This window comes from Stenotrophomonas sp. KH_036_B (genome assembly GCF_057839485.1).
Genome location: NZ_CM174491.1, coordinates 1,936,823 through 1,961,132, shown reverse-complemented (window position 1 = coordinate 1,961,132; position 24,310 = coordinate 1,936,823). Strand labels below are relative to the sequence as shown.

22 protein-coding genes are annotated in these 24,310 nt (G+C 68.1%); 13 read left to right on the top strand and 9 right to left on the bottom strand.

Annotated elements, in window-relative coordinates; all coding sequences use genetic code 11:
* Window positions 1–123: 123 nt before the first annotated feature.
* From AC3ITN_RS09000 to AC3ITN_RS08990, 3 genes are read right to left on the bottom strand one after another with little or no spacing between them, the layout of a single operon-like run.
* Window positions 124–381 carry a DUF6587 family protein gene (locus AC3ITN_RS09000; RefSeq protein ID WP_489392716.1) on the bottom strand — a complete coding sequence of 86 codons (258 nt, stop codon included), beginning with the start codon at window positions 379–381 and terminating at the stop codon, window positions 124–126.
* The gene (gene feoB, locus AC3ITN_RS08995) at window positions 381–2,240 is read right to left on the bottom strand and encodes a ferrous iron transport protein B (RefSeq protein WP_313342810.1); all 1,860 of its coding nucleotides are present in this window, start codon (window positions 2,238–2,240) and stop codon (window positions 381–383) included. The genes AC3ITN_RS09000 and feoB overlap by 1 nt, the downstream gene beginning before the upstream one ends.
* The gene (locus tag AC3ITN_RS08990; RefSeq protein ID WP_093536239.1) at window positions 2,237–2,491 is read right to left on the bottom strand and encodes a FeoA family protein; all 255 of its coding nucleotides are present in this window, start codon (window positions 2,489–2,491) and stop codon (window positions 2,237–2,239) included. Before AC3ITN_RS08990 ends, feoB begins: the two co-directional genes overlap by 4 nt.
* A gap of 117 nt (window positions 2,492–2,608) precedes the next feature.
* Here AC3ITN_RS08990 and AC3ITN_RS08985 point away from each other — a divergent pair, with 117 nt between their 5' ends.
* The 7 genes from AC3ITN_RS08985 to AC3ITN_RS08955 all read left to right on the top strand — a co-directional run bounded on the left by AC3ITN_RS08985 (window position 2,609) and on the right by AC3ITN_RS08955 (window position 9,410).
* Entirely contained in the window at window positions 2,609–3,397 is a 789-nt protein-coding gene (locus AC3ITN_RS08985) for an enoyl-CoA hydratase-related protein (RefSeq protein WP_489392715.1), read from the top strand.
* A 10-nt stretch (window positions 3,398–3,407) separates the two neighbouring features.
* Window positions 3,408–3,794, top strand: coding sequence for a VOC family protein (locus AC3ITN_RS08980; RefSeq protein WP_489392714.1), 387 nt, complete (start codon window positions 3,408–3,410; stop codon window positions 3,792–3,794).
* Between the two features lie 156 nt (window positions 3,795–3,950).
* Window positions 3,951–4,844, top strand: a complete 894-nt coding sequence (locus tag AC3ITN_RS08975; RefSeq protein WP_489392713.1) for a hydroxymethylglutaryl-CoA lyase — start codon at window positions 3,951–3,953, stop codon at window positions 4,842–4,844.
* Window positions 4,841–7,405, top strand: coding sequence for a sensor domain-containing protein (locus AC3ITN_RS08970; RefSeq protein ID WP_313342794.1), 2,565 nt, complete (start codon window positions 4,841–4,843; stop codon window positions 7,403–7,405). Before AC3ITN_RS08975 ends, AC3ITN_RS08970 begins: the two co-directional genes overlap by 4 nt.
* A 78-nt stretch (window positions 7,406–7,483) precedes the next feature.
* Window positions 7,484–8,254 (top strand): SDR family NAD(P)-dependent oxidoreductase, encoded by a 771-nt coding sequence (locus AC3ITN_RS08965; protein ID WP_313342792.1) that lies wholly within the window; start codon window positions 7,484–7,486, stop codon window positions 8,252–8,254.
* 38 nt (window positions 8,255–8,292) lie between these two features.
* Window positions 8,293–8,859 (top strand): elongation factor P-like protein YeiP, encoded by a 567-nt coding sequence (yeiP, locus tag AC3ITN_RS08960; RefSeq protein ID WP_313342790.1) that lies wholly within the window; start codon window positions 8,293–8,295, stop codon window positions 8,857–8,859.
* A gap of 2 nt (window positions 8,860–8,861) precedes the next feature.
* Window positions 8,862–9,410 (top strand): hypothetical protein, encoded by a 549-nt coding sequence (locus tag AC3ITN_RS08955; RefSeq protein WP_489392897.1) that lies wholly within the window; start codon window positions 8,862–8,864, stop codon window positions 9,408–9,410.
* A 21-nt stretch (window positions 9,411–9,431) separates the two neighbouring features.
* Here the strand turns inward: AC3ITN_RS08955 and AC3ITN_RS08950 are convergent, their stop codons facing one another.
* The 4 genes from AC3ITN_RS08950 to AC3ITN_RS08935 form a co-directional block, all read right to left on the bottom strand.
* Window positions 9,432–10,166, bottom strand: coding sequence for an MliC family protein (locus AC3ITN_RS08950; RefSeq protein WP_489392712.1), 735 nt, complete (start codon window positions 10,164–10,166; stop codon window positions 9,432–9,434).
* A gap of 218 nt (window positions 10,167–10,384) precedes the next feature.
* Window positions 10,385–12,175, bottom strand: coding sequence for a DUF7844 domain-containing protein (locus tag AC3ITN_RS08945; RefSeq protein ID WP_489392711.1), 1,791 nt, complete (start codon window positions 12,173–12,175; stop codon window positions 10,385–10,387).
* Entirely contained in the window at window positions 12,175–12,471 is a 297-nt protein-coding gene (locus tag AC3ITN_RS08940) for a DUF2388 domain-containing protein (RefSeq protein ID WP_313342779.1), read from the bottom strand. The genes AC3ITN_RS08945 and AC3ITN_RS08940 overlap by 1 nt, the downstream gene beginning before the upstream one ends.
* 62 nt (window positions 12,472–12,533) lie before the next feature.
* Entirely contained in the window at window positions 12,534–13,922 is a 1,389-nt protein-coding gene (locus AC3ITN_RS08935; protein WP_489392710.1) for an FAD-binding oxidoreductase, read from the bottom strand.
* 172 nt (window positions 13,923–14,094) lie between these two features.
* Between AC3ITN_RS08935 and serA the strand changes: the two genes are divergently transcribed.
* On the top strand, window positions 14,095–15,336 hold the full coding sequence (serA, locus tag AC3ITN_RS08930) for a phosphoglycerate dehydrogenase (protein ID WP_313342774.1): 1,242 nt from the start codon (window positions 14,095–14,097) through the stop codon (window positions 15,334–15,336).
* Window positions 15,337–15,385: 49 nt separating this feature from the next.
* Here the strand turns inward: serA and AC3ITN_RS08925 are convergent, their stop codons facing one another.
* Window positions 15,386–15,967: an NUDIX hydrolase gene (locus tag AC3ITN_RS08925; RefSeq protein WP_489392709.1), complete on the bottom strand. Its 582-nt coding sequence runs from the start codon at window positions 15,965–15,967 to the stop codon at window positions 15,386–15,388.
* Between the two features lie 203 nt (window positions 15,968–16,170).
* Between AC3ITN_RS08925 and AC3ITN_RS08920 the strand changes: the two genes are divergently transcribed.
* From AC3ITN_RS08920 to mtnC, 5 genes are all read left to right on the top strand, one after another.
* Entirely contained in the window at window positions 16,171–17,646 is a 1,476-nt protein-coding gene (locus AC3ITN_RS08920; protein ID WP_313342768.1) for an amino acid permease, read from the top strand.
* A 3-nt stretch (window positions 17,647–17,649) separates the two neighbouring features.
* Window positions 17,650–19,074, top strand: a complete 1,425-nt coding sequence (locus AC3ITN_RS08915; RefSeq protein ID WP_489392708.1) for an amino acid permease — start codon at window positions 17,650–17,652, stop codon at window positions 19,072–19,074.
* 359 nt (window positions 19,075–19,433) lie between these two features.
* Complete coding sequence (locus AC3ITN_RS08910; protein ID WP_313342762.1) at window positions 19,434–20,072, top strand: methylthioribulose 1-phosphate dehydratase; 639 nt, start codon at window positions 19,434–19,436, stop codon at window positions 20,070–20,072.
* 316 nt (window positions 20,073–20,388) lie between these two features.
* Entirely contained in the window at window positions 20,389–20,946 is a 558-nt protein-coding gene (locus tag AC3ITN_RS08905) for a 1,2-dihydroxy-3-keto-5-methylthiopentene dioxygenase (protein WP_489392707.1), read from the top strand.
* A 3-nt stretch (window positions 20,947–20,949) separates the two neighbouring features.
* On the top strand, window positions 20,950–21,648 hold the full coding sequence (gene mtnC, locus AC3ITN_RS08900) for an acireductone synthase (RefSeq protein WP_489392706.1): 699 nt from the start codon (window positions 20,950–20,952) through the stop codon (window positions 21,646–21,648).
* A gap of 38 nt (window positions 21,649–21,686) precedes the next feature.
* Here the strand turns inward: mtnC and AC3ITN_RS08895 are convergent, their stop codons facing one another.
* Entirely contained in the window at window positions 21,687–24,308 is a 2,622-nt protein-coding gene (locus AC3ITN_RS08895; protein ID WP_489392705.1) for a beta-mannosidase, read from the bottom strand.
* Window positions 24,309–24,310: the final 2 nt, after the last annotated feature.

Here is a 24,310-nt window from a genome sequence, read left to right as displayed (position 1 = left end):
CAGGCTAGCGGAAAGGCCTCGCGAACGGTAGGTGCCCACCGTTGGAGGGTAATCAAAAAGGGGACGTACCCCGTTAATTCCAAAAAATTAACGGGGTACGTCCCCTTTTTGAAACGGTCGGCGCTACCGGTGTTGTTTCGGCGGTGTCGGCCCACAACTGTCGCAACCGCCACAAGCGCCGCCACCGCCGGTGGCCGGCGGTGCGATCTTCCGACCGAGCGCCTGCATCCAGCTGGCGCGCTGCGGCCTGACCAGCCCCAGCGCGATCGCGCCGCGCGCCTTGCGCACGGTGCCGGGGAACTGCTTCTTCAGCACCACCCACGCGCTGGCCAGCACGATCAGCGCGACCACGATGTACTGCAGCAGCAGGCCCGTCGCCATCAGCCGCCGCCCAGCGCCACGGTCACCTGGTAGGTGACCAGCGCCGCCAGGTAGGCGGCGGCGAAGAGGTAGAAGGTGGCGAAGCCAACCTGCTTCCAGGAGTTGGTTTCGCGCTTGATCGTGGCCAGGGTGGAAATGCACATCGGCGCGTAGATGAACCACACCAGCAGCGACAGCCCGGTGGCCAACGACCAGCCATGGGCGACCACCGGCGTCAGCGCCTGGATGGCGGCGTCGTCATCGGCGGCGGACAGCGCATAGATGGTGGCCAGCGAGGACACCGCCACTTCGCGCGCGCCCATGCCGGGGATCAGCGCGATGCAGATCTGCCAGTTGAAGCCCAGCGGGGCGAAGACGATCGCCATCGCGTGGCCGATCTGGCCGGCGAAGCTGTAGTCGATCGCCGGCATCGTGGCGTTCTCCGGCGCACCGGGGAAGGACAGCAGCACCCACAGCAGGATGGTCAGCGAGAGGATGATGCCGCCCACGCGCTTGAGGAAGATCATGCCGCGCTCGTACAGGCCTACCGCCAGGTCACGCGGATGCGGAATGCGGTAGGACGGCAGCTCCAGCATCAACGGATGCTCGCTCTTGTCGCGACGCCACTTCTTCATCACCCAGGACATCGCCAGTGCGCTGAAGATGCCGGCCGCATACAGGCCGAACAGCACCAGGCCCTGCTGGCTGACAAAGCCCCACAGCGTCTTCTGAGGAATGAAGGCGCCGATCAGCAGCGCGTACACCGGCAGGCGTGCCGAGCAGGTCATCAGCGGTGCGACCAGGATGGTAGCCAGGCGGTCGCGCGGGTCCTGGATGCTGCGGGTAGCCATGATGCCCGGCACGGCGCAGGCGAAGCTGGACAGCAGCGGGATGAACGAACGCCCGGAGAGCCCGGCCGAGGCCATCATGCGGTCGAGCAGGAACGCCGCGCGCGGCAGGTAACCCGATTCCTCCAGCGCCAGGATGAAGGCGAACAGGATCAGGATCTGCGGCAGGAACACCACCACCCCGCCGACGCCAGCGATGATGCCGTCGGTGAGCAGGCTGGTCAGCGGGCCCGGCGGCAGGTTGGCGCCCACCACCTCGCCCAGCCAGCCGAAGCCGGCCTCGATGCCGTCCATCATCGGCGTGGCCCAGGCGAACACCGCCTGGAAGATCAGGAACATCACCACCACCAGGGTGATCAGCCCGAATACCGGGTGCAGCAGCCAGCGGTCCAGCGCGTCGTCGATCTTCGCGGTACGGGTGGGCATGCTGACCGCGGCGGCGAGGATGCCGCGCACCTGGGCGTGGTAGTCCGCTTCCCCGGCCACAGCCGCCACCAGCGGGGCATCCAGGTGCGGCACCATCGCGTCCAGCCGTTCCACCAGCGCCTGCGCGCCATTGCGGCGCACCGCCACGGTTTCCACCACCGGCACGCCCAGCGCCTGTTCCAGCGCCGGTACGTCGATCTTGATGCCGCGGCGCTCGGCCGCATCCACCATGTTCAGCGCCACGATCATCGGCTTGCCCAGCTCGCGCAGTTCCAGCGCGAAGCGCAGATGCAGGCGCAGGTTGGTGGCGTCGATCACGCACAGCAACACGTCCGGCGCGGCCTCGCCGGGATAGAAACCCCGGCACAGGTCACGGGTGATCGCCTCGTCCAGGCTGGCCGGCTGCAGGCTGTAGGCGCCCGGCAGATCCAGCACGGCGAACTCGCGCCCGGACGGCGCGCGCAGGCGGCCTTCCTTGCGTTCCACCGTGACACCGGTGTAATTGGCCACCTTCTGGCGGCTGCCGGTGAGCTGGTTGAACAGCGCGGTCTTGCCGCTGTTGGGGTTGCCGACCAGGGCGATGCGCAGGGTGGCGGCGGCGCTCATGCGGCCGCTCCGTCTGCAACCGCGGTGATGTCGATGCGCTTGGCTTCGGAAATCCGCAGCGCGAACCGGGTGAACCCGACCTGCACCAGCAGCGGTTCGCCGCCGATCGGACCACGGGCTACCAGACGCACATCTTCACCTTTGACGAAACCCAGTTCCCTGAGCCGGCGGGCGATGGCGTCGTTTGCATGGAGGTCGCGCACCGATTCCACCAGAGCGGAGCCGTGCAGCGGCAGATCGGACAACGTCACAGGTCGCCTTCGGTCGATAAGAATGGTTATCAATTCTAGCATCGCCGCGTCGCGTCATGGCCCGGGCCCCATGGCCCGCTATGATCCATACATGTATGGAGCAGGCGCAGGTCCCCGATGAGTGACGCTTTACGGATTGAACGCAGCGCGGCCGTGCTGACCCTGTGGCTGAACCGCCCCACCCTGCACAACGCCTTCGACGCCGGGCTGATCGCCCAGCTCACGGCGGGGCTGGAAGCGGCCGGCCGCGACGAGCAGGTCCGTGCGGTGGTGCTGGCCGCCACCGGCGCCTCGTTCTCGGCCGGTGCCGACATGCAATGGATGCGCGGCATGGCCGCGGCCAGCGAGGAAGACAACCGGCAGGACTCCATGGCGCTGGCCCGGCTGATGCGTACCCTGGATGAACTGCCCAAGCCCACCATCGCGCGGGTGCACGGGGCGGCGTTTGGCGGCGGCGTCGGCCTGGTGGCCTGCTGCGATATCGCCATTGCCAGCGCCACCGCCCGCTTCGGCCTGACCGAAAGCCGGCTGGGCCTGCTGCCGGCCGTGATCTCCCCCTACGTGATCGACGCGATCGGCCAGCGCCAGGCCCGGCGCTGGTTCGCCACCGGTGAGCATTTCGACGCCGACACCGCGCTGCGGATCGGCCTGGTCCACCAGCTGATCGAACCTGAACGGATCGACGAAGCGGTCCAGCGCCAGCTCGGCCTGCTCGACAAGGCCGGCCCGATCGCCTCGTCGTCAGCCAAGGAGCTGGTGCGCCGGGTCACGATCGCTCGCGATCGCGACGCAACCGACCGCGACAATGCCGCGCTGATCGCCCGCCTGCGGGTGTCCGACGAAGGTCAGGAGGGCCTGGGTGCCTTCCTGGACAAGCGCGCCCCTCATTGGGTTACCCAGGACTGAAGGACGTCCCATGCTCGACCACATCGGTATCCGCTGCAGCGATTTCGCGCGCAGCCTGGCCTTCTACCAGCGGGCGCTGGCCCCCTTGGGCATCCGCGTGGTGATGGAGGTCACCGCCGAACAGACTGGCGCCGACGCCCACGCCGGGTTCGGCCGTACCGGCAAGCCGGATTTCTGGATCGGCAACGCGCCCGGTGCCCATGGCGGCGTGCACGTGGCCTTCAGTGCCGGCAGCCGGGACGAGGTGGATGCGTTCCACCGCGCCGCGCTGGCCGCTGGCGGCCGCGACAACGGCGCGCCCGGCATCCGCGAGCACTACCACCCCGACTACTACGGGGCGTTCGTGCTGGACCCGGACGGCAACAATGTCGAAGCGGTCTGCCACCGCCCCACCTGACGGTGGGCTGGCCGCTTTGCCGCCCATCCCGCGTATCCCCCTTTCATGGCCCACAGGGAAACCTGGGCCGCTCCACGTCGCCAGGAACTTCCGTGACCCCATCCCCCACCCGTCCGCGTCAGGCTGTGCGTCTTCCCACCCATGGGGAGCATCGCCATGGATGATTTCGTACGCATCGTCGAGGTCGGCCCGCGCGATGGGCTGCAGAATGAAGCCCAGCCGGTGGCCACCGCCGACAAGATCGAGCTGATCCGCCAGCTGTCGCTCACCGGCCTGCGCACCATTGAAGCCACCAGCTTCGTCAGCCCGCGCTGGGTGCCGCAGCTGGCCGATGCGGCCGAGGTCTACACCGGGATCGAGCGGGTGCCCGGCATCGCCTATCCGGTGCTGGTGCCCAACGAACAGGGCTACGACCGCGCGCGCGCGGTGGGCGTGCAGGAAGTGGCGGTGTTCACCGCCGCGTCGGAAACCTTCAACCGCACCAACACCAACGCGGGGATCGACGAATCGCTTGCCCGCTTCGCCCCCATCCTCGAACGCGCCCGCGCCGACGGGGTGAAGGTGCGCGGCTATGTGTCCACCGTGCTCGGCTGCCCCTACCAGGGCGACGTGCCGGTCAGCGACGTGGTCCGCGTGGCGCGCGCGCTGCACGGAATGGGGTGTTACGAAATCTCGCTGGGCGACACCATCGGGGTGGGCACGCCGCGCAAGGCGCGGGCGATGCTGCATGCGGTTGCCGCCGAAGTGCCGATGGCGGCGTTGGCCGTGCACTTCCATGACACCTACGGCCAGGCCCTGGCCAACATCGATGCGTGCCTGGAGGAAGGCGTGCGCGTGGTCGATTCGGCCGTGTCCGGGGCCGGCGGTTGCCCGTATGCCAAGGGCGCCAGCGGCAACGTCGCCAGCGAGGACGTCGTGTACCTGCTGCAGGGCATCGGCATGCAGACCGGCATCGACCTTCCCGCATTGGCCGCGACCGGCCGCTGGCTCGCCGCCCTGCTCGGTCGCGAAACCGGCAGCAAGGCGGGAAAGGCACTGGCCGCCACATGAGTCGACGCCGCCCGCGCAAGGATGCAGCGGTCGGTGACCACCTCACCGCGCACGTGCATGCGCTGGCGGCCCTGCAGCAGGCGCTGGCGCAGCCGCCCGGCGAAGACGTGCACGGCCTGCTTCGCAACGTGCAGCAGGCCCTGCAGGAGGCGATGGACGAACGCCAGCTGGCGCTGCGGCGCTACACCGCGCTGTTCGATGCGGTGCCCGACCCGGTGAGCATCCTCAGCGAATCGGGGGTGGTGCTGGACCTCAACAAGGCCGGCGTGCGCGCCTACGGCCGGGCCCGCGAAGACATCATCGGCCAGCCCATTGAACTATTGAACCCGGACCTGCCCAGCGACCACCTGGATCCGGTCTGGGAAGCGCTTCGGCGCGGGGAGACCTACGTCATCGAGGTCACCAACATGCGCGGCGACGGCAGCCGGTTTCCGGTGGAGGTGCATTCGGCCGGGTTCGAACACCAGGACGAGCACTGCATCGTGGCGGTGGCGCGCGACCTGAGCAGCCGCTGGCAGGCCGAATCGCGCTACCGGCTGCTGATGGAATCCATCGACAAGGGCGTGATCCTGTTCGACCGCAACCTGCACGTGGTGTCGGCCAACCCGGCCGCGCACCGCATCCTGGGCACCCAGGGCAACGGCGGCAGCCTGAAGGCGCTGCTGGCAGCGGAGGACTGGATCAGCGTGGACGAGCACGGCCACCCGCTGACCCGCGAACAGTGGCCGGCCAGTGAGGCGTTGCACCGCGGGCGCATCGTACGGAGCACGATCGTGGGCCTGTACCACCGCCCGCGCGGGCGGATGATCTGGATCTCCACCACCAACGTGCCCGTGTACGGCACCGGCCGCGATACGCCCGACCACGTGTTCGGGCTGTTCAGCGACATCACCGAGCTCAAGCGCAACAACACCCTGTTCGACCGCGCGCAGTCGCTGGCCCACATCGGCGGCTGGGAATGGGACCGGGGCCTGCAGCGCCTGTACCTCACCGATGAGGCCGCGCGCATCCTCGGCCAGGAACCGCCGCTGCAGGACATGGCGCACCTGATGGAGTGCCTGCGCCTGGACGACCGCTCCCAGCTGCAGCAGGCGCTGCTGGATGTGATCGACCGCCAGGCACCGTTCGAGCTGGAACTGCAGGGGCAACGCAGCGACGGGCATTCGTTCTGGGTGCGCATGATCGGCGAGGCCGAGGCCGGCGACGTCAATGCCGCGCGCATCGCGGGCACCGTGCAGGACATCACCTCGCGCAAGCATGCCGAAGAAACCCTGCGCATCCAGGCGCGCACCGATCCACTCACCGGCATCATGAACCGCGATGCGGTGCTGACCGACCTGGCCACGCGCATGGCCAGCCCCACCCACTGCCGGGTGGGGGTGCTGTACATCGACCTGGACCGGTTCAAGACCGTCAACGACCTGCTCGGCCACAACGCCGGCGACGAGCTGCTGATCGATGCCACCCGCCGCATCTCCACCGCGATCGGTACCGAAGGGCTGGTGGCCCGCTTCGGCGGCGACGAGTTCCTGGTGGTGTGCGACACCCGCGACCAGCCCGACCAGCCCGAGCGCCTGGCCGAGGCGATCACCCACGCCTTCTCCACCCCGTTCCGCTTCGGCAGCGACGAGTTCGCCGTGACCACCAGCATCGGCATCGCGCGGGCCCCGCAGGACGGGCTGCGCCCGCAGCAGCTGATCCAGAACGCCGACATCGCCATGTACGACTGCAAGCGCCGCACCCGCAACGGCTGGCAGGTATTCTCACCCGAACTGGCGCAGCGCCAGCACGACCGGCTGCAGATCGAAAGCAAGCTGCACCGCGCGCTGGACGACGACGAGTTCCATCTGGTCTACCAGCCACAGGTGAACCTGCACACCGGCCAGATGGTGGCCGCCGAGGCCCTGATCCGCTGGCGCAACACACAGCTGGGCGAGCTGCGCCCGGACATCTTCATCGGCCATGCCGAAAGCACCGGCGACATCGTGCGCATCGGGCTGTGGGTGTTGAACGAAGCCTGCCGGCAGGTCCGCCAGTGGCAGGATGCGGGGCTGGGCATCGTGCGGGTCGCGGTCAACGTCTCCTACCGCCAGTTCGTGGGCGAGGACCTGGCGCGCAACGTGCGCCAGGCACTGGACCAGTACGGCCTGCCCGGCAGCGCGCTGGAACTGGAATTCACCGAGCGGGTGCTGATCGAAGACGCGCCGGACACCCTGCAGACCTTCGCCCGGCTGCGCGAAATGGGGGTGCTGCTGACCATCGACGACTTCGGCGAAGGCTACAGCGCGCTCAACTACCTGCGCCGGCTGCCGATCCACGGGCTCAAGCTCAGCCAGCTGTTCGTCGAGGGCGTGCCGGGCAACCGATCGGACGTGGCCGTCTGCGAGGCGGTATGCGGCATCGCACGCAGCCTGGGGCTGGGCCTGGTCGCCGAAGGCATCGAATCGGAGGAGCAGCGGCGGTTCCTGCATGGCATGGGCGTGACGGTCGGCCAGGGCTTCCTGTTCGCGCCTGGCCTGGCCCCGGATGAGTTTGCCCGGCGGCTGGCGCCGCGCCACTGAGCCCTGCACGCGCTGCACAACGGCGAACGCGCCGGCATCCGCTAGAATCGGCGGCTCTTGAACCAGCGGGATCGTGCAATGCAGCTGTCTTCTGTCCGCGCCGTTGTCACCGGCGGCGTTTCCGGCCTTGGCCTGTCCGTCGCCCAGTTCCTGGTCGGCCAGGGCGCCAAGGTGGCCCTGTTCGACCTCAATGACGACAAGGGTGCGGCCGCCGTGGCCGACCTGGGCGAGGCCAATGCCCGCTACTTCAGCACCAACGTCAGCGACGAGGCCGCCGTGGCCACGCAGATCGATGCCGCGCACGACTTCCTGGGCGGCCTCAATGCCGTGGTCAGCTGCGCCGGCATCCTCGGCGCCGGCCGCGTGCTGGGCAAGGAGGCGCCGATGGCGCTGTCCACCTTCCAGAACACGATCATGGTCAACCTGGTGGGCAGCTTCAACGTCGCCAAGGCCGCCGCCAACCGCATGCAGCACAACACGCCCGGCGAAGACGGCGAGCGCGGCGTGATCATCAACACCGCCAGCGTGGCCGCGTACGAAGGCCAGATCGGCCAGGCCGCCTACGCCGCGTCCAAGGGTGGCGTGGTCAGCATGACCCTGCCGATGGCCCGCGAACTGTCGCGTTTCGGCATCCGCGTGATGACCATCGCGCCAGGCATCTTCTGGACCCCGATGGTCGACGGCATGCCGCCGGCCGTGCAGGAGTCGCTGGCCGCCTCGATTCCGTTCCCGCCCCGCCTGGGCAAGCCGGACGACTTCGCCAGCCTGGTCGGACACATCCTCGGCAACACCTACCTCAATGGCGAAACCATCCGCCTGGACGGTGCGGTGCGCCTGGCACCCAAGTAAGCAAGCACCCTACCTCCCACGAACCGACCTTCATTCCCATGAAAGCCAACGACATCAAGAAAGGCAACGTCGTCGAATACAACGGCGGCGTTTACCAGATCCGCGACATCGAGCGCAGCTCGCCGCAGGGCCGCGGCGGCAACGTCCGCTTCCGCTTCATCATGTACAGCGTGCCGGGCGGCAACAAGCTCGACGCCAGCTTCGACGCCGACGACAACCTGCCGGAAGTCGAGCTGCTGCGCCGCCAGTCCACCTATTCGTACAAGGACGGCGATGCGTTCGTCTTCATGGACGATGAGGATTACACGCCCTACACCCTGGATGCCGATGTCATCGGCGACGACGCCGGTTACATCACCGACGGACTGACCGGCATCTACGTGCAGGTCATCGACGACCAGCCGGTGGCCGTGCAGATGCCGAGCAGCGTGGTGCTGGAAGTGGTCGAGACCCCGCCCGAGCTGAAGGGTGGCACCGCCACCAAGCGCCCGAAGCCGGCCAGGCTCAGCACCGGCCTCGAAATCATGGTGCCGGAGTACATCTCCAACGGCGAACGCGTGCTGGTCAACACCGCCACCGGCGAATTCGCCGGTCGCGCTGATTGACCGTGCGTAGCGCCACCCCATGGGTGGCTGCCAGCACCACGGTCCTGCTCGTCCTGCTCGCGGCGTGTTCGCCGCGGGCAGCCGACCAGCACGTGGACGCCAGCGCCGCTGACCCAGTGCCTCCGGCAACGGACGTGGCTGCGGTCAGCGCGGCTGCGCCCGCACAGGACGCGGCGGCGGTGGCCGATACGCCCGACCCGTTCGACGCACTGCAACGTGCCCGTGCCGATGCCGGCTGCGAGGTGTCCGACGATGTCTACGATCTGGACGACATCCGCGTCTACTGCAGCGTGCCTGAGGATGTCCGCGCCTTCCTGGCGCGCGAGAACACCTGCCAGCATTTTGCCGGTGAAGAAGCCTATGACGAGGCGCGCCGCCGTGAGCTGGAACAGGCGAGCGCGGAATTCTGCGACGGGCGCGAACAGCAGTTCGCCGACCTGTTCGAGCAGCACCGCGATGACTGCTCCCTCCGCGGCGCGCTCATCAACATCGGCAACCGCTACGACCTGTTCACCCTGGTCGCGCCGGACCCGTGCCGCGCACAGGACTGAGCTCGCTTGCGGTCGCCCCGCTCAGGGACGCTCGGCCAGCGACGGCGCACCCGCGAAGTCGCCGCACCCGTGGTACTGGCGTGCCCCTACCGTCAGCATCACCGTGGCACCGAATCCCTGCCCGCTCATGGTGTCCTGGCAGACGGTGCGCTGGAAACTGAGCTTGATGTCGGTGCCATCGGCGGCCTTGCCTGACCAGCCGTCCTTGCCCTGGGTGGGCGAGGCAACCTCGAACGTCTGTTCGCCGTAGCCGGTCTCCACGTGGAGACGGGGAGCGTCGCCCGCGCTTACCTGGGCCAACCAGCCGGGCTCGTTGCCGGTGGCACGGAAGGCCGTCGCGGCAACGGGAGCGGCGGCCGCCACGACCTCGCCTTCCTTCCCGGAACCGGTGCAGGCACGCTCAGGCTCACCCTTGAGCGAGAGCGTGCCCTCGGTGGTGCCCTTGGTCCAGAAGGTGTTGCCCTGCCCGTCGCCGTACCTGGCGCCGGAGGCCGCCACTTCGTTGGCCATCGCGAAGGTGCGGTTGCCCGCCACCACGGTCGCGGCGTCCTGTCCGCGATAGGTTGCCTGCACGGCAAGATCACCGCACTGGAAGGCATAGACGCGTTCGTCGGAGGTGGGCGCGGCCGCGGGCGGCGCCACTTCATTCCCGGCGGGGCTGGCGCCGGGCGGTGTGCCCCCGGCCTGTTGTGCCGGCTGGCACGCCGCCAGGGCGGCGGCGATGGCCAGGCTGGAAATCAAGGGAGATGCACGCATGTTCGACTCCTTGCCGATGTTCTGGTTCAACCGGAGATGCTAGCGCCCGCCGTGTTAGCGGGGGTGAAACGCCTGCGGCGCCGCGTCGCGCGGTGGACACGCATGGCGTGTCTCTACGAACCGTTACGTGCACAGGACGATTACGCTGAAATCCCGTAGAGCCACGCCATGCGTGGCTGTTTTTCGCCGGGCACCGCGCAGCCACGCAGGGCGTGGCTCTACGGTGCGCGCGCGAGCTGGCGCATGCGGTTGCCCAGACGGTTCAGCGTTTCGTCGATCGTCGCCAGCTCCTGCTGCTCGTGCGCCGGCAGCTGCGCGCGCAGCTGCGCCTGCAACGCCGTCCACGCCGGGATGCCGCGCGCGCTGATCTGGCGTGTGGCGTCGGCAGCGATGACCCGCTCTTCCGCCGTCGGCAAGCCATACCCATTGCTGCCAACCAGCCCTGCCGGATTCACCAGTTGCCCCGCGTCGTCCAGCAGTGCGCGCAGCGACGCGAGCGCCGCATCCTCGCCGGCGCCTGAACCCTCCAACGCACGCTTCAACCCGTCGCGCGCCCGCAGCTCTTCCCGGTTGCGCGCCGCCTGCTCCAGCAGCAACAGCGCCGAGGTGGCGCGCAAGCCGCCGCGTTCGGCCCATGCCGCGCGCTGCGCGGCGGGCAGCTGCAGCCACGCGGTGACCTGCGCGGTCGGGAGCACCAGTTCCGCGCGCGCCACATCGAACAGCTGCTGGTAATGCGCCTGCGCCGACGGAAAGTAGTAGCCCAACCGCATGGCCTCGCGCCGATCCTCCAACACTGCGCCATCCGCACGCCCCTGCCGCTCCAGCCGACGCAGCAGGCCACTCGGGCTGAGCCGGTTCAGCCCAGGGTCGGCCCAACGCGGCACGCCTTCCTGCAGCAACTTGCCGGTTTCCACCGCGCAGTTGTTGCTCACGAATCGGTACCGCCCGTCATAGCTCCAATGCACCTGCCCTACCCGCTCCAGCAGCGTGGCGATGTCGCCCGGCTGCAACGCCAGCGGTACCGACACCAGGCCGCGCAGCTCCAACTGGGTGTATTCGTTGATGACCTGGTTGAGCGGCAGCACGAACAAGCGCGATGGATACGCGCCGGTGAGGCCGCGCCAACTTGAAATCTGCACATCGCCGACGAAGGCACGGAACGACAACACCCGGTGGTGGGCCAGATCCAGCCGGCACCCCGGACCGCGTGGCCGTCCGGGGGCACAGATCACCAACCGCAGCATGCTGTGGCCCCAGCGGCTCATCAGTTGGTCGTTGCCTTCGGCCAGCAGGTAATCCACCGCGTACACCCGCTGCGGATCCAGTTCCAGCAGCGAGGCCTCGCCGGTGACATCGCCCGCCTGCACCAGCGCCACGCGCGGGTCGCACGCCGACTGCGGCCTGGCCCCGATGTGGTCGGCAAACCACGCCGCCAGTGCCGGGCGCCGGCAGGCATAGTTGGCATCAAGCAGGTAGTGCTCGGCATTGACCGCCAGGTACTCGGCCGGGCTGTGCCGTTCGTAGGGATCGGGGCTGCGCTCGGTGAACGCATTCGCGCCGCGGCCCAGCCGCCACGGACGCCGCTGCCAGCCGGCCAGGTCACGCCAGCGTGCGCTGTACGACCACCCGCCGCCGGGGGCGCGATCCAGCACATGGGTCAACTCATGGATCAGCGCGGCCTGCACCGCACGCGGCAACGGCTGGCCGGGCTGGACCTCGTCAAGCAGGCTGCGCCGCAGGGTGATGGCACCGTGCCGGGCACGACCATGCACGGTATCGGGGAGCCGATCCGACCATGACAGCGTTACGGGAGCGGCGAAGCGTGCCTGCCAGGACGCAGGTAACAGCGCGGGCGCCGCGTCCAGCACGGCGTTGGCCTTCGCGACCTGCTCGGGGTCGAGACCGTCCGCCTGCAACTGCAGCTTCAGGGCGGCATGGGCGGCCGGGGCGGACAGCAACGCCGCCAAGACCGCCGCGCATCGGCGCAGGGCCCGGCGGCGGGGTTGCATCAGCGGGCCAGCAGGGCCTGGGCGAGCTGCATGTCGCTGGCATCGCGCTGGGCGGCGCCGGTTTCACGCAGGTGCAGCAGCGCGGCCTCCAGGCGGGCACCGCGGATGGCACCGTCGGTGGCCACGAATGCGGCCGCATCTTCGCGGGCGTCGACCACCACCTTGTCGTCGTCCGAGCTGGACGACCCGGCCGACGACGCGCCGGAGGCGGAACCGGCCGAAGAACCGGCGAAGCTGGACGCGACGGCGGACAGCGGCAGCGCAAGCACGGCGAGGAGCAGGATCGATCGCATCATGTTCGGGTCATTCAAGACAGGAAAGCGCAAAGGGTATCGGCTGCGTGAAATCCTGTCGCCTGCTACAGGTCGAAAACCTTGCCGGGATTCAGCAGCCCTTGGGGATCAAACGCACGTTTGACCGCCTTCATCAGCGCGATTTCCGCCGCGCCACGGGTGCTGTCCAGGTAGCCCTTCTTGACCAGCCCGATGCCGTGTTCGGCCGAGATGCTGCCGTCGAAATCCTTCAGCACCTGCGCCAGCAGCTTGGTCACGTGCTCGCACTGCTGCAGGAACTGCGCGTCATCGGTGCCATCGGGCTTGAGCACGTTGATGTGCAGGTTGCCGTCGCCGATGTGGCCGAACCAGACCACGTCGAAGTGCGGGTAGGCCTCGCCGATCAGCGCCTGGGTGCGCGCCATGAACGCAGGCATGGCCGAGATCCGCACCGACACGTCGTTCTTGTAGGGCGTGTAGCGCGCCACCGCCTCGGTGATGCCTTCGCGCAGGCGCCACAGCTGCGCGGCCTGTGCATCACTCTGGCTGACCACGCCATCGCTGACCCAGCCCTGCTCCATGCAGGCTTCGAAGGCGGCCATCGCGGCGGCCTCCTGCGCGTCGTCGCCCGCGGCGAATTCGGTCACCACGTAGAACGGGTGGACCTCGGCGAACGGGGCCTGCGCGCCGTGCGCGAGCACGTGTTCCAGCGCCCGGTCGGTGAAGAATTCGAAGGCCTGCAGCTGCATGCGCTCGCGGAAGGCGGCGAACACCTGCATCAACACCTCGAACGACGGCAGCGCCAGCAGCATCACGTTGCTGGCCGGCGGCGGATCGGTGAGCTTCAGGGTGGCCTCGACGATCACGCCCAAGGTGCCCTCGGACGCGATCAGCAGCTGGCGGAAGTCATAGCCGCTGGAGTTCTTGATCAGCCCCTTGTTGAGTTCGAGCAGCTCGCCGCTGGCGGTGACCACCTTCAGCCCGGCGATCCATTCGCGGGTATTGCCGTAGCGGATGACGCGGATGCCGCCGGCATTGGTGGCGATGTTGCCGCCGATCGAGCACGAGCCACGCGCCGCGAAATCGACCGGGTAGATCAGGCCGTGCTCGCGTGCGGCATTGTGGACCGCCTCCAGCGCCATGCCGGCCTGTACCGTCAGCGTGCGGTCCACCGCGTCGAAGGCCAGCGGCTTGTTCATGCGTTCCAGGCTGAGCACCAGCTCGCCCTGCGCTGCCACCGCGCCGCCACTCAGGCCGGTTCGCCCACCGGAGGGCACCACGGCCACGCCCTGGGCACTCGCCCAGCGCAGGATGGCCTGGACCTGTTCGACGCTGCCGGGCAGCGCGATTGCCAGGGGCGCCGGCGTCCAGCGACGGGTCCAGTCGCGCCCGTAGTGTTCCAGGTCGGCCGGCTCGGTCGTGAGCCGCAGCCCGGGGCAGTCCTGCAGGAGCGATTCAAGGCGCGGGTCGGTCATGGGAACAAGAGCGGGCGGGAATCGGAAAGGGTAGCGCACGCCCGTGGGTCGTGCGACCTCGGCCGATATTGGTCGCATCTGAAACCGTCCGCACCGGCCATGGCGCACCGCACCATCGGCGCCCCGATCTGGCATAGTGGGCAGCTCCCGTCCAACATGCTGCCGCTCGCCCATGTCGCCGAAGAAGACCTCGTTCCCGAAGCAGGATATCCGCGTGTTGTTGCTGGAGGGGGTGAGCCAGACCGCGATCGACGTGTTCAGCGCCGCCGGTTACTCCCAGATCGAACTGCACAGCAAAGCGCTGCCCGAGGACGAGCTGAAGGCCCGCATCGCCGAAGCACACATCGTGGGCATCCGCTCGCGCACCCAGCTCAGCGCCGACGTTCTGTCGCACGCCAAGCGCCTGATGGCCGTGGGCTGCTTCTGCATCGGCACCAACCAGGTCGACCTCGACGCCGCCGAACTGGCCGGCATACCGGTCTTCAATGCACCCTATTCCAATACCCGCAGCGTGGCCGAACTGGTGATCGCCGAGGCGATCATGTTGACCCGCGGCATTCCGCAGAAGAACGCCGAATGCCATCGCGGCGGCTGGTCGAAGTCGGCCGCGGGCAGCCACGAAGTGCGCGGCAAGACCCTGGGCATCATCGGTTACGGCCACATCGGCACCCAGGTGGGGGTGATGGCCGAAGCAATGGGCATGCAGGTGATCTTCCACGACATCGAAACCAAGCTGTCGCTCGGCAACGCGCGCGCGGCGATCGACCTGGACGACCTGCTGTCCCGCGCCGACATCGTCACCGTGCACGTGCCCGAGACGCCGGCCACCCAGTGGCTGATCGGCGCACCGCAGCTGGCCCGCATGCGTGCCGGCGCGCACCTGATCAACGCCGCGCGCGGCACCGTGGTAGACATCGATGCGCTGGATGCGGCGCTGCGTTCGGGCCACATCGGCGGCGCGGCGCTGGACGTGTTCCCGGTCGAGCCCAAGGGCAACGGCGACGCGTTCGTGTCGCCGCTGACCGCGCACGACAATGTCATCCTCACCCCGCACGTGGGGGGCAGCACGCTCGAAGCGCAGGACAACATCGGCATCGAAGTGGCGGCCAAGCTGGTGCGCTACAGCGACAACGGCAGCACCCTGTCGGCGGTCAACTTCCCGGAAGTGACCCTGCCCGAGCATGAGGACAGCCTGCGCCTGCTGCACATCCACCAGAACGTGCCGGGCGTGCTGTCCAAGGTCAACGAGATCTTCTCGCGCCACAACGTCAACATCGACGGCCAGTTCCTGCGCACCGATCCGAAGGTGGGCTACGTGGTGATCGACATCACCGCCAGCGAGGCACAGGCCGGCGCCGTGCGTGACGAGCTGGCCGCGATTCCGGGCACCTTGCGGACGCGCGTTCTGTATTGATCGCAGCGGCGGCAGACGGTGCGCTCGCGCGGCGCGACGCGCGTTTGAATCAGCGCGCCAGCCACCGTTTGGCCATGCGCGGCAACGAATCGTCGCCGTCGGGCGTCTCGATCGCCGCGTTGGCCACGTCGACCACCTCGCGCCAGGCCAGTGCCAGCGATTCCTCGCTGATCGCGAAGGTCTCGCTGCCCAGCGCCCGGACCACATAGCGCGCGTCGTAATGCCAGTGCCCCGGAGCGTCCGTGCGTTCGGGAATCCAGTGCTTGTCGATGTCCAGCAGCACGCCATCCTCCAGCACCAGCCCGCCCAGCCCGGATTCCTCCTCGGCCTCCTTCAGCGCCACCTGGGCCAGATCGCGCTCGCCGTCGGCATGCCCGCCCAGCTGCAGCCAGCGGTCCAGCTTGCGGTGGTGGGTCAGCAGCACCCGCGCGCCGTCGGCGCTGACCAGCCAGGCGCTGCCGGTGAAGTGCCCGGCCAGGCGGCTGCGCAGGAACGGGTTCTCCGGGTCGTCCAGCAGTGTGCTGAATTCGTCAGCCAGCGCGGCGTGTTCGGGGTAACGACGGGCGTAATCGGCCAGTTGGGCGCGCAGCGCGGCGTCAAGTCCTACAACGGATTCAGGGATAAGGGACATGGCGACCGGGGTGGGAAGAAGAATATGACGATTATCGCCGGTCATGCTGCATTTGCGCTTGTGCGCAGGCTTCAGCTTTGGCTAAGGTACAGCGGTCGCCCTCGTGGGGGCGGCACAGCGATTCATCAAGGTGCGCGGCAATGCATCGCGCACCTACCTTTTTATTCAGCGGGGCCGAGCCCCGCTCTACTGGGAAGCATTGCATGCTGAAGTCTCTGTTGAGGGTCAAGCCGGTCGAACCGGCCGGCCACGTTGATGCCGGCGAGCCGGTCGAAGGCAGCCTGGACGGCGAAGCCACACTGAAACGGACCCTCACGGCGAAACACCTCATCATGCTCGGCATCGGCGCGGTGATCGGCGCCGGTATCTTCGTGCTGACGGGCCAGGCCGCCGCCAACCACGCCGGCCCGGCCGTCATGCTGTCCTTCGTGATCGCCGGCTTCGCCTGCGCCCTGGCCGGCCTGTGCTACGCCGAGTTCGCCGCGATGATGCCGGTTTCCGGCAGCGCCTACTCCTACTCCTACGCCACCCTGGGCGAAGGCATGGCCTGGTTCATCGGCTGGTGCCTGGTGCTGGAATACCTGTTCGCCTCGGCGTCGGTGGCGGTGGGCTGGTCGGCGTACCTGATCAGTTTCATCACCACCACATTGCACATGCCCTTCCCCGACGCGCTCAGCTCGGCCCCCATCGCCTGGACCGGTCATGAGTTCGTGTCCTCCGGCAAGCTGTTCAACCTGCCGGCGGTACTGATCGTGGCGGCGGTGTCCGGCCTGCTGTACGTGGGCGTGACCCAGTCGGCCTTCGTCAACGCGATCATCGTAGCCATCAAGGTCACCGTGATCTGCCTGTTCATCGGCTTCGGCGCCATGTACATCGACCCGGCCAACTGGACGCCCTTCATCCCCGAAAACACCGGCGTGTCCGGCGAGTTCGGCTGGAGCGGCGTGTTCCGCGCGGCGACCATCGTGTTCTTCGCCTACATCGGCTTCGATGCGGTCTCCACCGCGGCGGGTGAAACCAAGGACCCGCAGCGCAACATGCCCATCGGCCTGCTCGGCTCGCTGGCCGTGTGCACCATTGTCTACATCATCGTGTGTGCGGTACTGACGGGCCTGCTGCCGTACAACCTGCTGGGCACCGACAAGCCGGTGGCCACGGCACTGGAAGCCTACCCGAGCCTGTCCTGGTTGAAGACGTTCGTGGAAATCGGCGCGATCGCCGGCCTGTCCTCGGTGGTGCTGGTGATGATGATGGGGCAGACCCGCATCGCCTACACCATCTCGCGCGACGGCCTGCTGCCGAAGATCTTCGGCAAGGTGCACCCCCGTTTCCGCACCCCGTACTGGGCGACCATCGTGGTCGGCGTCCTCGCCGCCACGCTGGCCGGCCTGATGCCGCTGAACGTACTGGGCGAGCTGGTCTCGATGGGCACCCTGCTGGCCTTCGCCACCGTCTGCGTGGGCGTGCTGGTGCTGCGCTACACGCGCCCGGAGCTGACCCGTCCGTTCCGCGTGCCGGTGGTGTGGCTGATCTGCCCGGTGGGCGCGCTGTCCTGCCTGTTCCTGTTCTGGCAGGCGTTCGTGGTGCATTGGCACCTGTTCGTGGGCTGGACGGTACTGGGCCTGCTGATTTACTTCGGTTACGGCATCCGCCACAGCAAGCTCAACAAGGCGTCCTGATCCATGCTGAAACAACTGTGGGCCACCAAGCACCCGCACGCCGCCCATGAAGACGCCAACGGACTGAGCCTGCGCCGCACGCTCGGCCCGTGGGGCCTGACCGCGCTGGGCATCGGCGCGGTCATCGGCGGCGGCATCTTCGTCATCACCGGCCAGGCCGCGGCCAACCATGCCGGCCCGGCGATCATGCTGTCGTTCGTGCTCGCCGCGATCTGCTGCGCGTTCTGCGCCATGGCGTACGCCGAATTCGCCGCGATGGTGCCGGTCTCGGGCAGCGCCTATACCTACACCTACGCGACCTTCGGCGAGCTCTCGGCCTGGTTCATCGGCTGGATGCTGGTGCTGGAATATGGCGTCTCGGCGTCGGCGGTGGCGGTGAGCTGGACGGGTTATTTCCTGAGCCTGCTCAGCCATTTCGACCTCTACCTGCCCGCGGCGCTGGTCAGCGCACCGCTGGACGCGCAACTGCGCCCCACCGGATCGATCGCCAACCTGCCGGCGGCCATCCTGGTGCTGCTGCTGACCTGGCTGTGCTACGTAGGCATCAGCAAGTCGTCGGCGATGAACATGGCGATGGTGGTCCTCAAGACCGGCCTGATCGTGCTGGTCATCGTGGTCGGCTGGAAGTACGTGGACCCGGCCAACTGGACCCCGTTCATTCCGGCCAACGAAGGACCGGGCAAGTTCGGCTTCGAAGGTGTCCTGCGGGGTGCCGCGATGGTGTTCTTCGCCTACATCGGCTTCGAGGCCGTGTCGGTCGCCGCCCAGGAATCGCACCGCCCGCAGCGCGACATGCCCATCGGCATGCTGCTCTCGCTGGTGGTCTGCACCGTGCTCTACATCGCGATGGCCGCAGTGATGACCGGGCTGGTGCCGTACACGATGCTGGGCACCGACGAGCCGGTGGTGACCGCGGTGGCCGCGCACCCGGGCCTGGGGTGGCTGCGCGTGGTGGTGGAGATCGGCGCCTTGATCGGCCTGTCCTCGGTGGTGCTGGTGATGGTGATCGCGCAGCCGCGCATCTTCATGATCATGGCCCGCGACGGCCTGCTGCCGCCGGTGTTCACCAAGATCCACCCGACGTACCGCACCCCGCACATCAACACCGTGATCACCGGCATCGGCATCGCCCTGCTGGCGGCCCTGTTCCCGCTGGACGTGCTGGGCGAACTGACCTCGATGGGCACCCTCATCGCCTTCGCCGCGGTCTGTGCCGGCGTCCTGATCCTGCGCCGCACCCAGCCCGACCTGCCCCGCCCGTTCCGCATCCCGGCCGCCTGGCTGATCTGCAGCCTGGGCGTGCTGAGCTGCCTGGCCCTGCTCTCGGCCATGACCCTGCACAACTGGATGCTGATGGGCGTCTGGACCGTCGTCGGCTTCGCGATCTACTTCGGCTACAGCATGAAACACAGCCGCCTCCGCGGCTGACGGGACGGCCGTCCCGACGGCCCCCGCGCACCACCCTGAAGAGCCGGCCAACAGGCCGGCTCTGCTTTTTTCCCTCCCCTCCCCCAAATTGCTGGCACTCGCCTCAACGTGTCGAGGGTCGGGCGGGGTACGGGTTGCGGGGGTGTGAGCCGCATGGGTCGGGCGTATACGCCCGACGGGTTGGGCAGGAACCCAACCCCGGTCTTGCCGTGCGCGCAGGACAGCGCACACGTGCAAGCGGCGACCAAGCCCCCATGGATGGGTTTACGGCGTCCCCCGCAACCCGTACCCCGCGCGGCCCATCCTGGGAACATGCTCTTGACTGCCCTTACCTGCTCTACACAGTTAAAATGCCAGCCATGAACTCCACCCCTTATGACACGGCCCGGCTCAGCGAACTGGCCCAGGTGCTGATCGACAACATCCGCGAGCTGGCCCAGGCCGGCTGGACGCCCGCGACCAGCAGCAACTTCTCGCATCGGCTGGACGACCGGCATGCGGCCATCACCGTGTCCGGCAAGGACAAGGGGCGCCTGATCGAAGACGACATCATGGTCGTCGACTTCGACGGCAAGGCCGTCGGCCGCCCGTTGCGCCCCTCCGCCGAGACCCTCCTGCATACCCAGCTGTACCGCCGCTTCCCCGAGATCGGCTGCGTGCTGCACACCCATTCCCCCGTGCAGACCATTGCCTCGCGCCTGTACGCCGCCAACGGCCATATCCGGCTGGAAGGCTACGAGCTGCTCAAGGCCTTCCACGGCAACAGCACCCATGAAACGGCGGTTGAAGTGCCGGTGTTCGCCAACACCCAGGACATGGACGAGCTCGCCGCCAAGGTCGAGGCCACGCTGGACGAAGGCTGCATGTGGGGCTACCTGATCGACGGCCACGGCCTGTATGCCTGGGGCCGCGACATGGCCGAAGCCCGCCGCCACCTGGAAGCCTTCGAGTTCCTGTTCCACTGCGAACTCGAGCTGCGCAAGTTGCGCGGGCCCTGAACGAACCCCTGTCGACCGGATACCGTCTGGAGCCGGCCAGCGGCCGGCACTACCGGCGCTGCCGACATCCGCTGTTACGTGTCGACCGGATACCGCCTGGAGCCGGCCAGCGGCCGGCACTACCGGCGCGACCGACATCTGCTGTAGTGCCGGCCGCTGGCCGGCTCCCGGGAACGCCTGGCATGGCGTGGAGCCGGCCAGCGGCCGGCATTCGCTGTGGCGCCGGCACCTCATGCCTTGGCGTCATGAGGACGCATCCCCATTCAGCCCCGTGCGCTGATAATCTTTCACCCCCCCCGACGTTCAAGCTGCCGCCATGAGCCGACTGCGCATCTACGACGACCACGCCCCCGACGCCCCGCTGCTGGACACCCAGGACGGCGCGATCATTGCCGACGCGTTGAAGAAGATCGGCGTGACCTTCGAACGCTGGACGGCTGCGCACGAGGTTGCGCCCGGCGCCAGCCAGGACGAGGTGTTCGCCGCCTACAAGGTCGACATCGACCGCCTCGTCGCCGAGCACGGCTTCAAGAGCGTGGACGTGGCCTCGATCGCCCCGGACAACCCCAATCGCGCCGAACTGCGCAGGAAGTTCCTGGACGAACACCTGCACAAGGAAGACGAAGTGCGTTTCTTCGTCGCCGGCTCAGGCCTGTTCACCCTGCACGTGGACGCCAAGGTCTACGAGATCGAGTGCGTGAAGGATGACCTGATCGCGGTGCCGGACGGCACCACGCACTGGTTTGACATGGGCGACGAACCCAGCTTCGTGGCGATCCGCTTCTTCACCGAGCCGGATGGCTGGGTCGGGCACTTCACCGGTAGCGACATCGCGCAGAAATTCCCCCGCTACATTCCGACCAAGGCGTCCTGATCCATGCCCCACCCCACCGTCATCCTCACCGATATCGAAGGCACCACGAGCAGCATCTCGTTCGTCAAGAACGTGCTGTTTCCGTATGCGCGCAACGCGCTGCCCGGCTTCGTCGCCGCGCACGGCCAGCAGCCCGAAGTACGTCGGTGGCTGGATGTGGTGGCCGTGGAGATCGGCGGTGCCTGCCAGGACAGCCTGATCGTGGAGACCCTGCAGGGCTGGATCGACCAGGATCGCAAGCACACCGCGCTCAAGGCGCTGCAGGGCATGATCTGGGAAGCCGGTTACCGCAACGGCGACTACAAGGCGCACTTCTACCCTGAAGTTGCGGCGATGCTCAGCGGCTGGCATGCAGAAGGCAAGCCGCTGTATGTGTATTCCTCCGGCTCGGTGCCGTCGCAGAAGCTGTTCTTCGGCTTCAGCGAGGCAGGCGATCTCACCGCGCTGGTGTCGGGATGGTTCGATACCGAGATCGGCGGCAAGCGCGACGCTGCCAGCTACCGCAACATCGTGCAGGCGATCGGCGTGCCGGCCAACCAGATCGTGTTCCTGTCCGATGTGGTCGAAGAACTCGATGCGGCCCGTGAAGCCGGCCTGCAGACCCGCCTGCTCGATCGCCTCGAGGATTACCCGCTGCCGCGCACCGGTGACGCCACCCACGGCCACGACCGCGTCGAGAATTTCCAGCAGATCACGCTGTAACGCGCGTCGGGAACCGCACAGCCACGCATGGCGTGGCTCTACCGCAGGACGTTGGCCAGCGAGGTCATTCGCATCGTCCGGCGTAGCGTCTGCAGGTCGGCATCGCTGCTCACGCGAATCGTCACAGGCTCGCCCGGCACCAGGTCCAGCGCGTTGTCCGTCAAGGTGACATCGCGCCCATCGAAGTCGATCCACAATGCGCGCACCAGGGACGGCGAGCGCAGCGTCAGCACGTACCCGCCGCCCTCGGTCTGCAGGTCGCTGTCGATCTGCATCTTCGGCAACTGCATGTCCTTGGCCGCCGCAAAGTACACCACCTGGCGCGACAGCACCCGCTGGCCTTCGAGCAGTTCCACCACCGCCACCGTCCGCGCCGGGTCCGCCTTGCCCAGCAGCTGCGCGTCCGTGAACCGCCCCACCTCCAGCGCCGACAGTACGGGTACCACCACCGCATGCTGCTGTCTGGACAGCTCGCGCCCATCCACATCCATCACCCGCAACCGCCATTGCGCCGTGAGCGGCGCCTGCAGGTCGTTGAGCAGGCTGACCCGGGTGACGCCCTCGTCGCGCAGCGCCGCCACCGCGTGGTCGGCAAAGAAGCGCCGGGCATGGAAATGCAGCGCCTTCCAGCGACCGGCATGGTCGATGCTCGACCACGATGCGCCGGGCCACACATCGTTGAGCTGCCAGTACAGCGAGCCCATCGTGTAGGGACGCGAGGCGCGGTGGTGCAGCGCGGCGAGCGCGATGCCCTCGGCCTGCATCACCTGGCTCAGGTAGACGAAGTCTGCGAAGTCGCGCGGCGTCCCGAACTCCCGCTCGATGTACTGCAGCAACCGCTGGTTGCCCTCCCCGGCCATGAACTTCTGGTGGGCGCGCACCGTGGCGCTGTCCATCCGACGCTCGTCCGCCGGAATGATGCCGTCGAGCGTGCGCAGTACCGGCCAGGCCTGCAGCCCGTATTCGGACATGAAACGCGGGGTCTCGCGCAGGTAGGCCTGCACCGGCAGCGCCGGGTTTCCCCACACCTGCCAGTAATGCTTGTCGCCGCGGGTGGAATCATTGGCCACCGTGTCCAGGTCATTGCTGGGCGAGCTGGACCAATACGGCACGCCCAGCCCCTCCTCGGCCACCACCTTGCGCAGGTCGTGGCCGAACAGATCGACGTAGCCCTGCCAGACGCGAGCGGCAAACACGGGATCGGCTGCCTTCAGGTCGCGACCGTGCCCCCAGTCCTTCCAGGCGGTCTCTTCCTCGTTGTTGCCACACCACAGCACCAGGCTGGGGTGGCGGCGCAGCCGGCGCACGTTGTCGCGCGCTTCGGCCACCACGTTCGCGCGGAAGGCCGGGTCGTAGCCGGGCTGCATGCCGCCGCCGAACATGAAGTCCTGCCAGACCAGCAGGCCCAGCTCGTCGGCAATGTCGAAGAACGCATCGTCCTCGTAGTAGCCGCCGCCCCAGTTGCGCAGCATGTTCATGTTGGCGTCGCGCGCAGCGGTCAGCTCACGCCGGATCCGCGCCCGGTCGACGCGCGCCGGGAACATGTCGAACGGAATGACGTTGGCGCCCTTGGCGAAGATCGGCACCCCGTTGATGACGAAGGTGAAGCCCTGCCCGCCCTTGGCATCGTTCTCACGGCGCAGCTCCACCGTGCGCAACCCGGTGCGGATGCTGGCCTCCACGGCATCGCGGGTGCCTGCATCCACACTGGCACGCACCGTGTAGCGGGCCTGCTCGCCCTGCCCCACCGGCCACCAGCGCCGCGGCTGCTCCAGCCGTACCGGCAGCGACACCGCCTGCGGGCCTGCGCGCAGCGCAGCCGCCTGCTCCACGGTCGCGGCCACCCGCCCGTCCGGATCGATCAGCACCACGCGCACGCGGGCATCGCGCGCCGCTGCGCTCTCTACGTCCACCGCCACCTGCAGCTCGGCACGCTTCGCATCCAGCGCCGTGGTCAGTACCGCGACATCGGTGATGCGCTGTGTACCCCAGCTCTCCAGCCGCACCGGACGCCACACGCCGGCGGTGACATAGCGCGGGCCCCAGTCCCAACCGAAGTGGTAGCCCGGCTTGCGCACGAAGTTGCCGACCATCGCGTCCCTGGGCTCATCCCCGTACGGCGACGGGTAGTTGCCGGCGATCTTGTGCGGCATCGCCTGCACACCCGGCAGCAGCGTGGTGATCGGCGAGCGGAACACGATGCGCAGCACGTTGCCGGTGGCGCGCAGCTGCCCATCCACCCGCGCACGCCAGGTGCGGTGGCTGTTGTCGGCACGCAGCAGGGCGCGGTCATTGAGGCGGACCTCGGCGAACGTATCCAGCCCGTCGAAGGCCAGCTCGGCGTGGGCGCGTGCCAGCGTGGCCGCGTCCACGTCAAACGTTGCCTGGTACTCCCAGTCGGCCAGGCCGATCCACTGCAGCCCCGCCTCGGGTGCACCGGCATGGGGGTCGGGAATCACGCCATTGGCCAGCAGGTCGGTATGCACCGACCCGGGCACCGCCGCCGGCCGCCATTGCCCGGCCTCGGGATGCGCCGCCAGCTGCGCGTTGCCCGGCAGCAGCCGGAACGACCACTGCGCCTGCAACGGCACCGCACCTGCGGGCAGCGCATGAAGCGCAAGCAGCAGAACCAGTCCAACGCCCCACGCCCATCGCTTCATGC

What these genes read in the sequence shown, in the direction of transcription:
- AC3ITN_RS08985 (WP_489392715.1), top strand. Translation starts at nt 2,609, where the DNA reads ATGAGTGACGCTTTACGGATTGAACGCAGCGCGGCCGTGCTGACCCTG.
- AC3ITN_RS08915 (WP_489392708.1), top strand. Translation starts at nt 17,650, where the DNA reads ATGCTGAAACAACTGTGGGCCACCAAGCACCCGCACGCCGCCCATGAA.
- serA (WP_313342774.1), top strand. Translation starts at nt 14,095, where the DNA reads ATGTCGCCGAAGAAGACCTCGTTCCCGAAGCAGGATATCCGCGTGTTG.
- AC3ITN_RS08925 (WP_489392709.1), bottom strand. Translation starts at nt 15,967, where the DNA reads ATGTCCCTTATCCCTGAATCCGTTGTAGGACTTGACGCCGCGCTGCGC.
- AC3ITN_RS08935 (WP_489392710.1), bottom strand. Translation starts at nt 13,922, where the DNA reads ATGACCGACCCGCGCCTTGAATCGCTCCTGCAGGACTGCCCCGGGCTG.
- AC3ITN_RS08940 (WP_313342779.1), bottom strand. Translation starts at nt 12,471, where the DNA reads ATGATGCGATCGATCCTGCTCCTCGCCGTGCTTGCGCTGCCGCTGTCC.
- AC3ITN_RS09000 (WP_489392716.1), bottom strand. Translation starts at nt 381, where the DNA reads ATGGCGACGGGCCTGCTGCTGCAGTACATCGTGGTCGCGCTGATCGTG.
- AC3ITN_RS08975 (WP_489392713.1), top strand. Translation starts at nt 3,951, where the DNA reads ATGGATGATTTCGTACGCATCGTCGAGGTCGGCCCGCGCGATGGGCTG.
- AC3ITN_RS08895 (WP_489392705.1), bottom strand. Translation starts at nt 24,308, where the DNA reads ATGAAGCGATGGGCGTGGGGCGTTGGACTGGTTCTGCTGCTTGCGCTT.
- AC3ITN_RS08920 (WP_313342768.1), top strand. Translation starts at nt 16,171, where the DNA reads ATGCTGAAGTCTCTGTTGAGGGTCAAGCCGGTCGAACCGGCCGGCCAC.
- AC3ITN_RS08945 (WP_489392711.1), bottom strand. Translation starts at nt 12,175, where the DNA reads ATGCAACCCCGCCGCCGGGCCCTGCGCCGATGCGCGGCGGTCTTGGCG.
- AC3ITN_RS08965 (WP_313342792.1), top strand. Translation starts at nt 7,484, where the DNA reads ATGCAGCTGTCTTCTGTCCGCGCCGTTGTCACCGGCGGCGTTTCCGGC.
- mtnC (WP_489392706.1), top strand. Translation starts at nt 20,950, where the DNA reads ATGCCCCACCCCACCGTCATCCTCACCGATATCGAAGGCACCACGAGC.
- AC3ITN_RS08905 (WP_489392707.1), top strand. Translation starts at nt 20,389, where the DNA reads ATGAGCCGACTGCGCATCTACGACGACCACGCCCCCGACGCCCCGCTG.
- AC3ITN_RS08980 (WP_489392714.1), top strand. Translation starts at nt 3,408, where the DNA reads ATGCTCGACCACATCGGTATCCGCTGCAGCGATTTCGCGCGCAGCCTG.
- AC3ITN_RS08910 (WP_313342762.1), top strand. Translation starts at nt 19,434, where the DNA reads ATGAACTCCACCCCTTATGACACGGCCCGGCTCAGCGAACTGGCCCAG.
- yeiP (WP_313342790.1), top strand. Translation starts at nt 8,293, where the DNA reads ATGAAAGCCAACGACATCAAGAAAGGCAACGTCGTCGAATACAACGGC.
- AC3ITN_RS08950 (WP_489392712.1), bottom strand. Translation starts at nt 10,166, where the DNA reads ATGCGTGCATCTCCCTTGATTTCCAGCCTGGCCATCGCCGCCGCCCTG.
- AC3ITN_RS08970 (WP_313342794.1), top strand. Translation starts at nt 4,841, where the DNA reads ATGAGTCGACGCCGCCCGCGCAAGGATGCAGCGGTCGGTGACCACCTC.
- feoB (WP_313342810.1), bottom strand. Translation starts at nt 2,240, where the DNA reads ATGAGCGCCGCCGCCACCCTGCGCATCGCCCTGGTCGGCAACCCCAAC.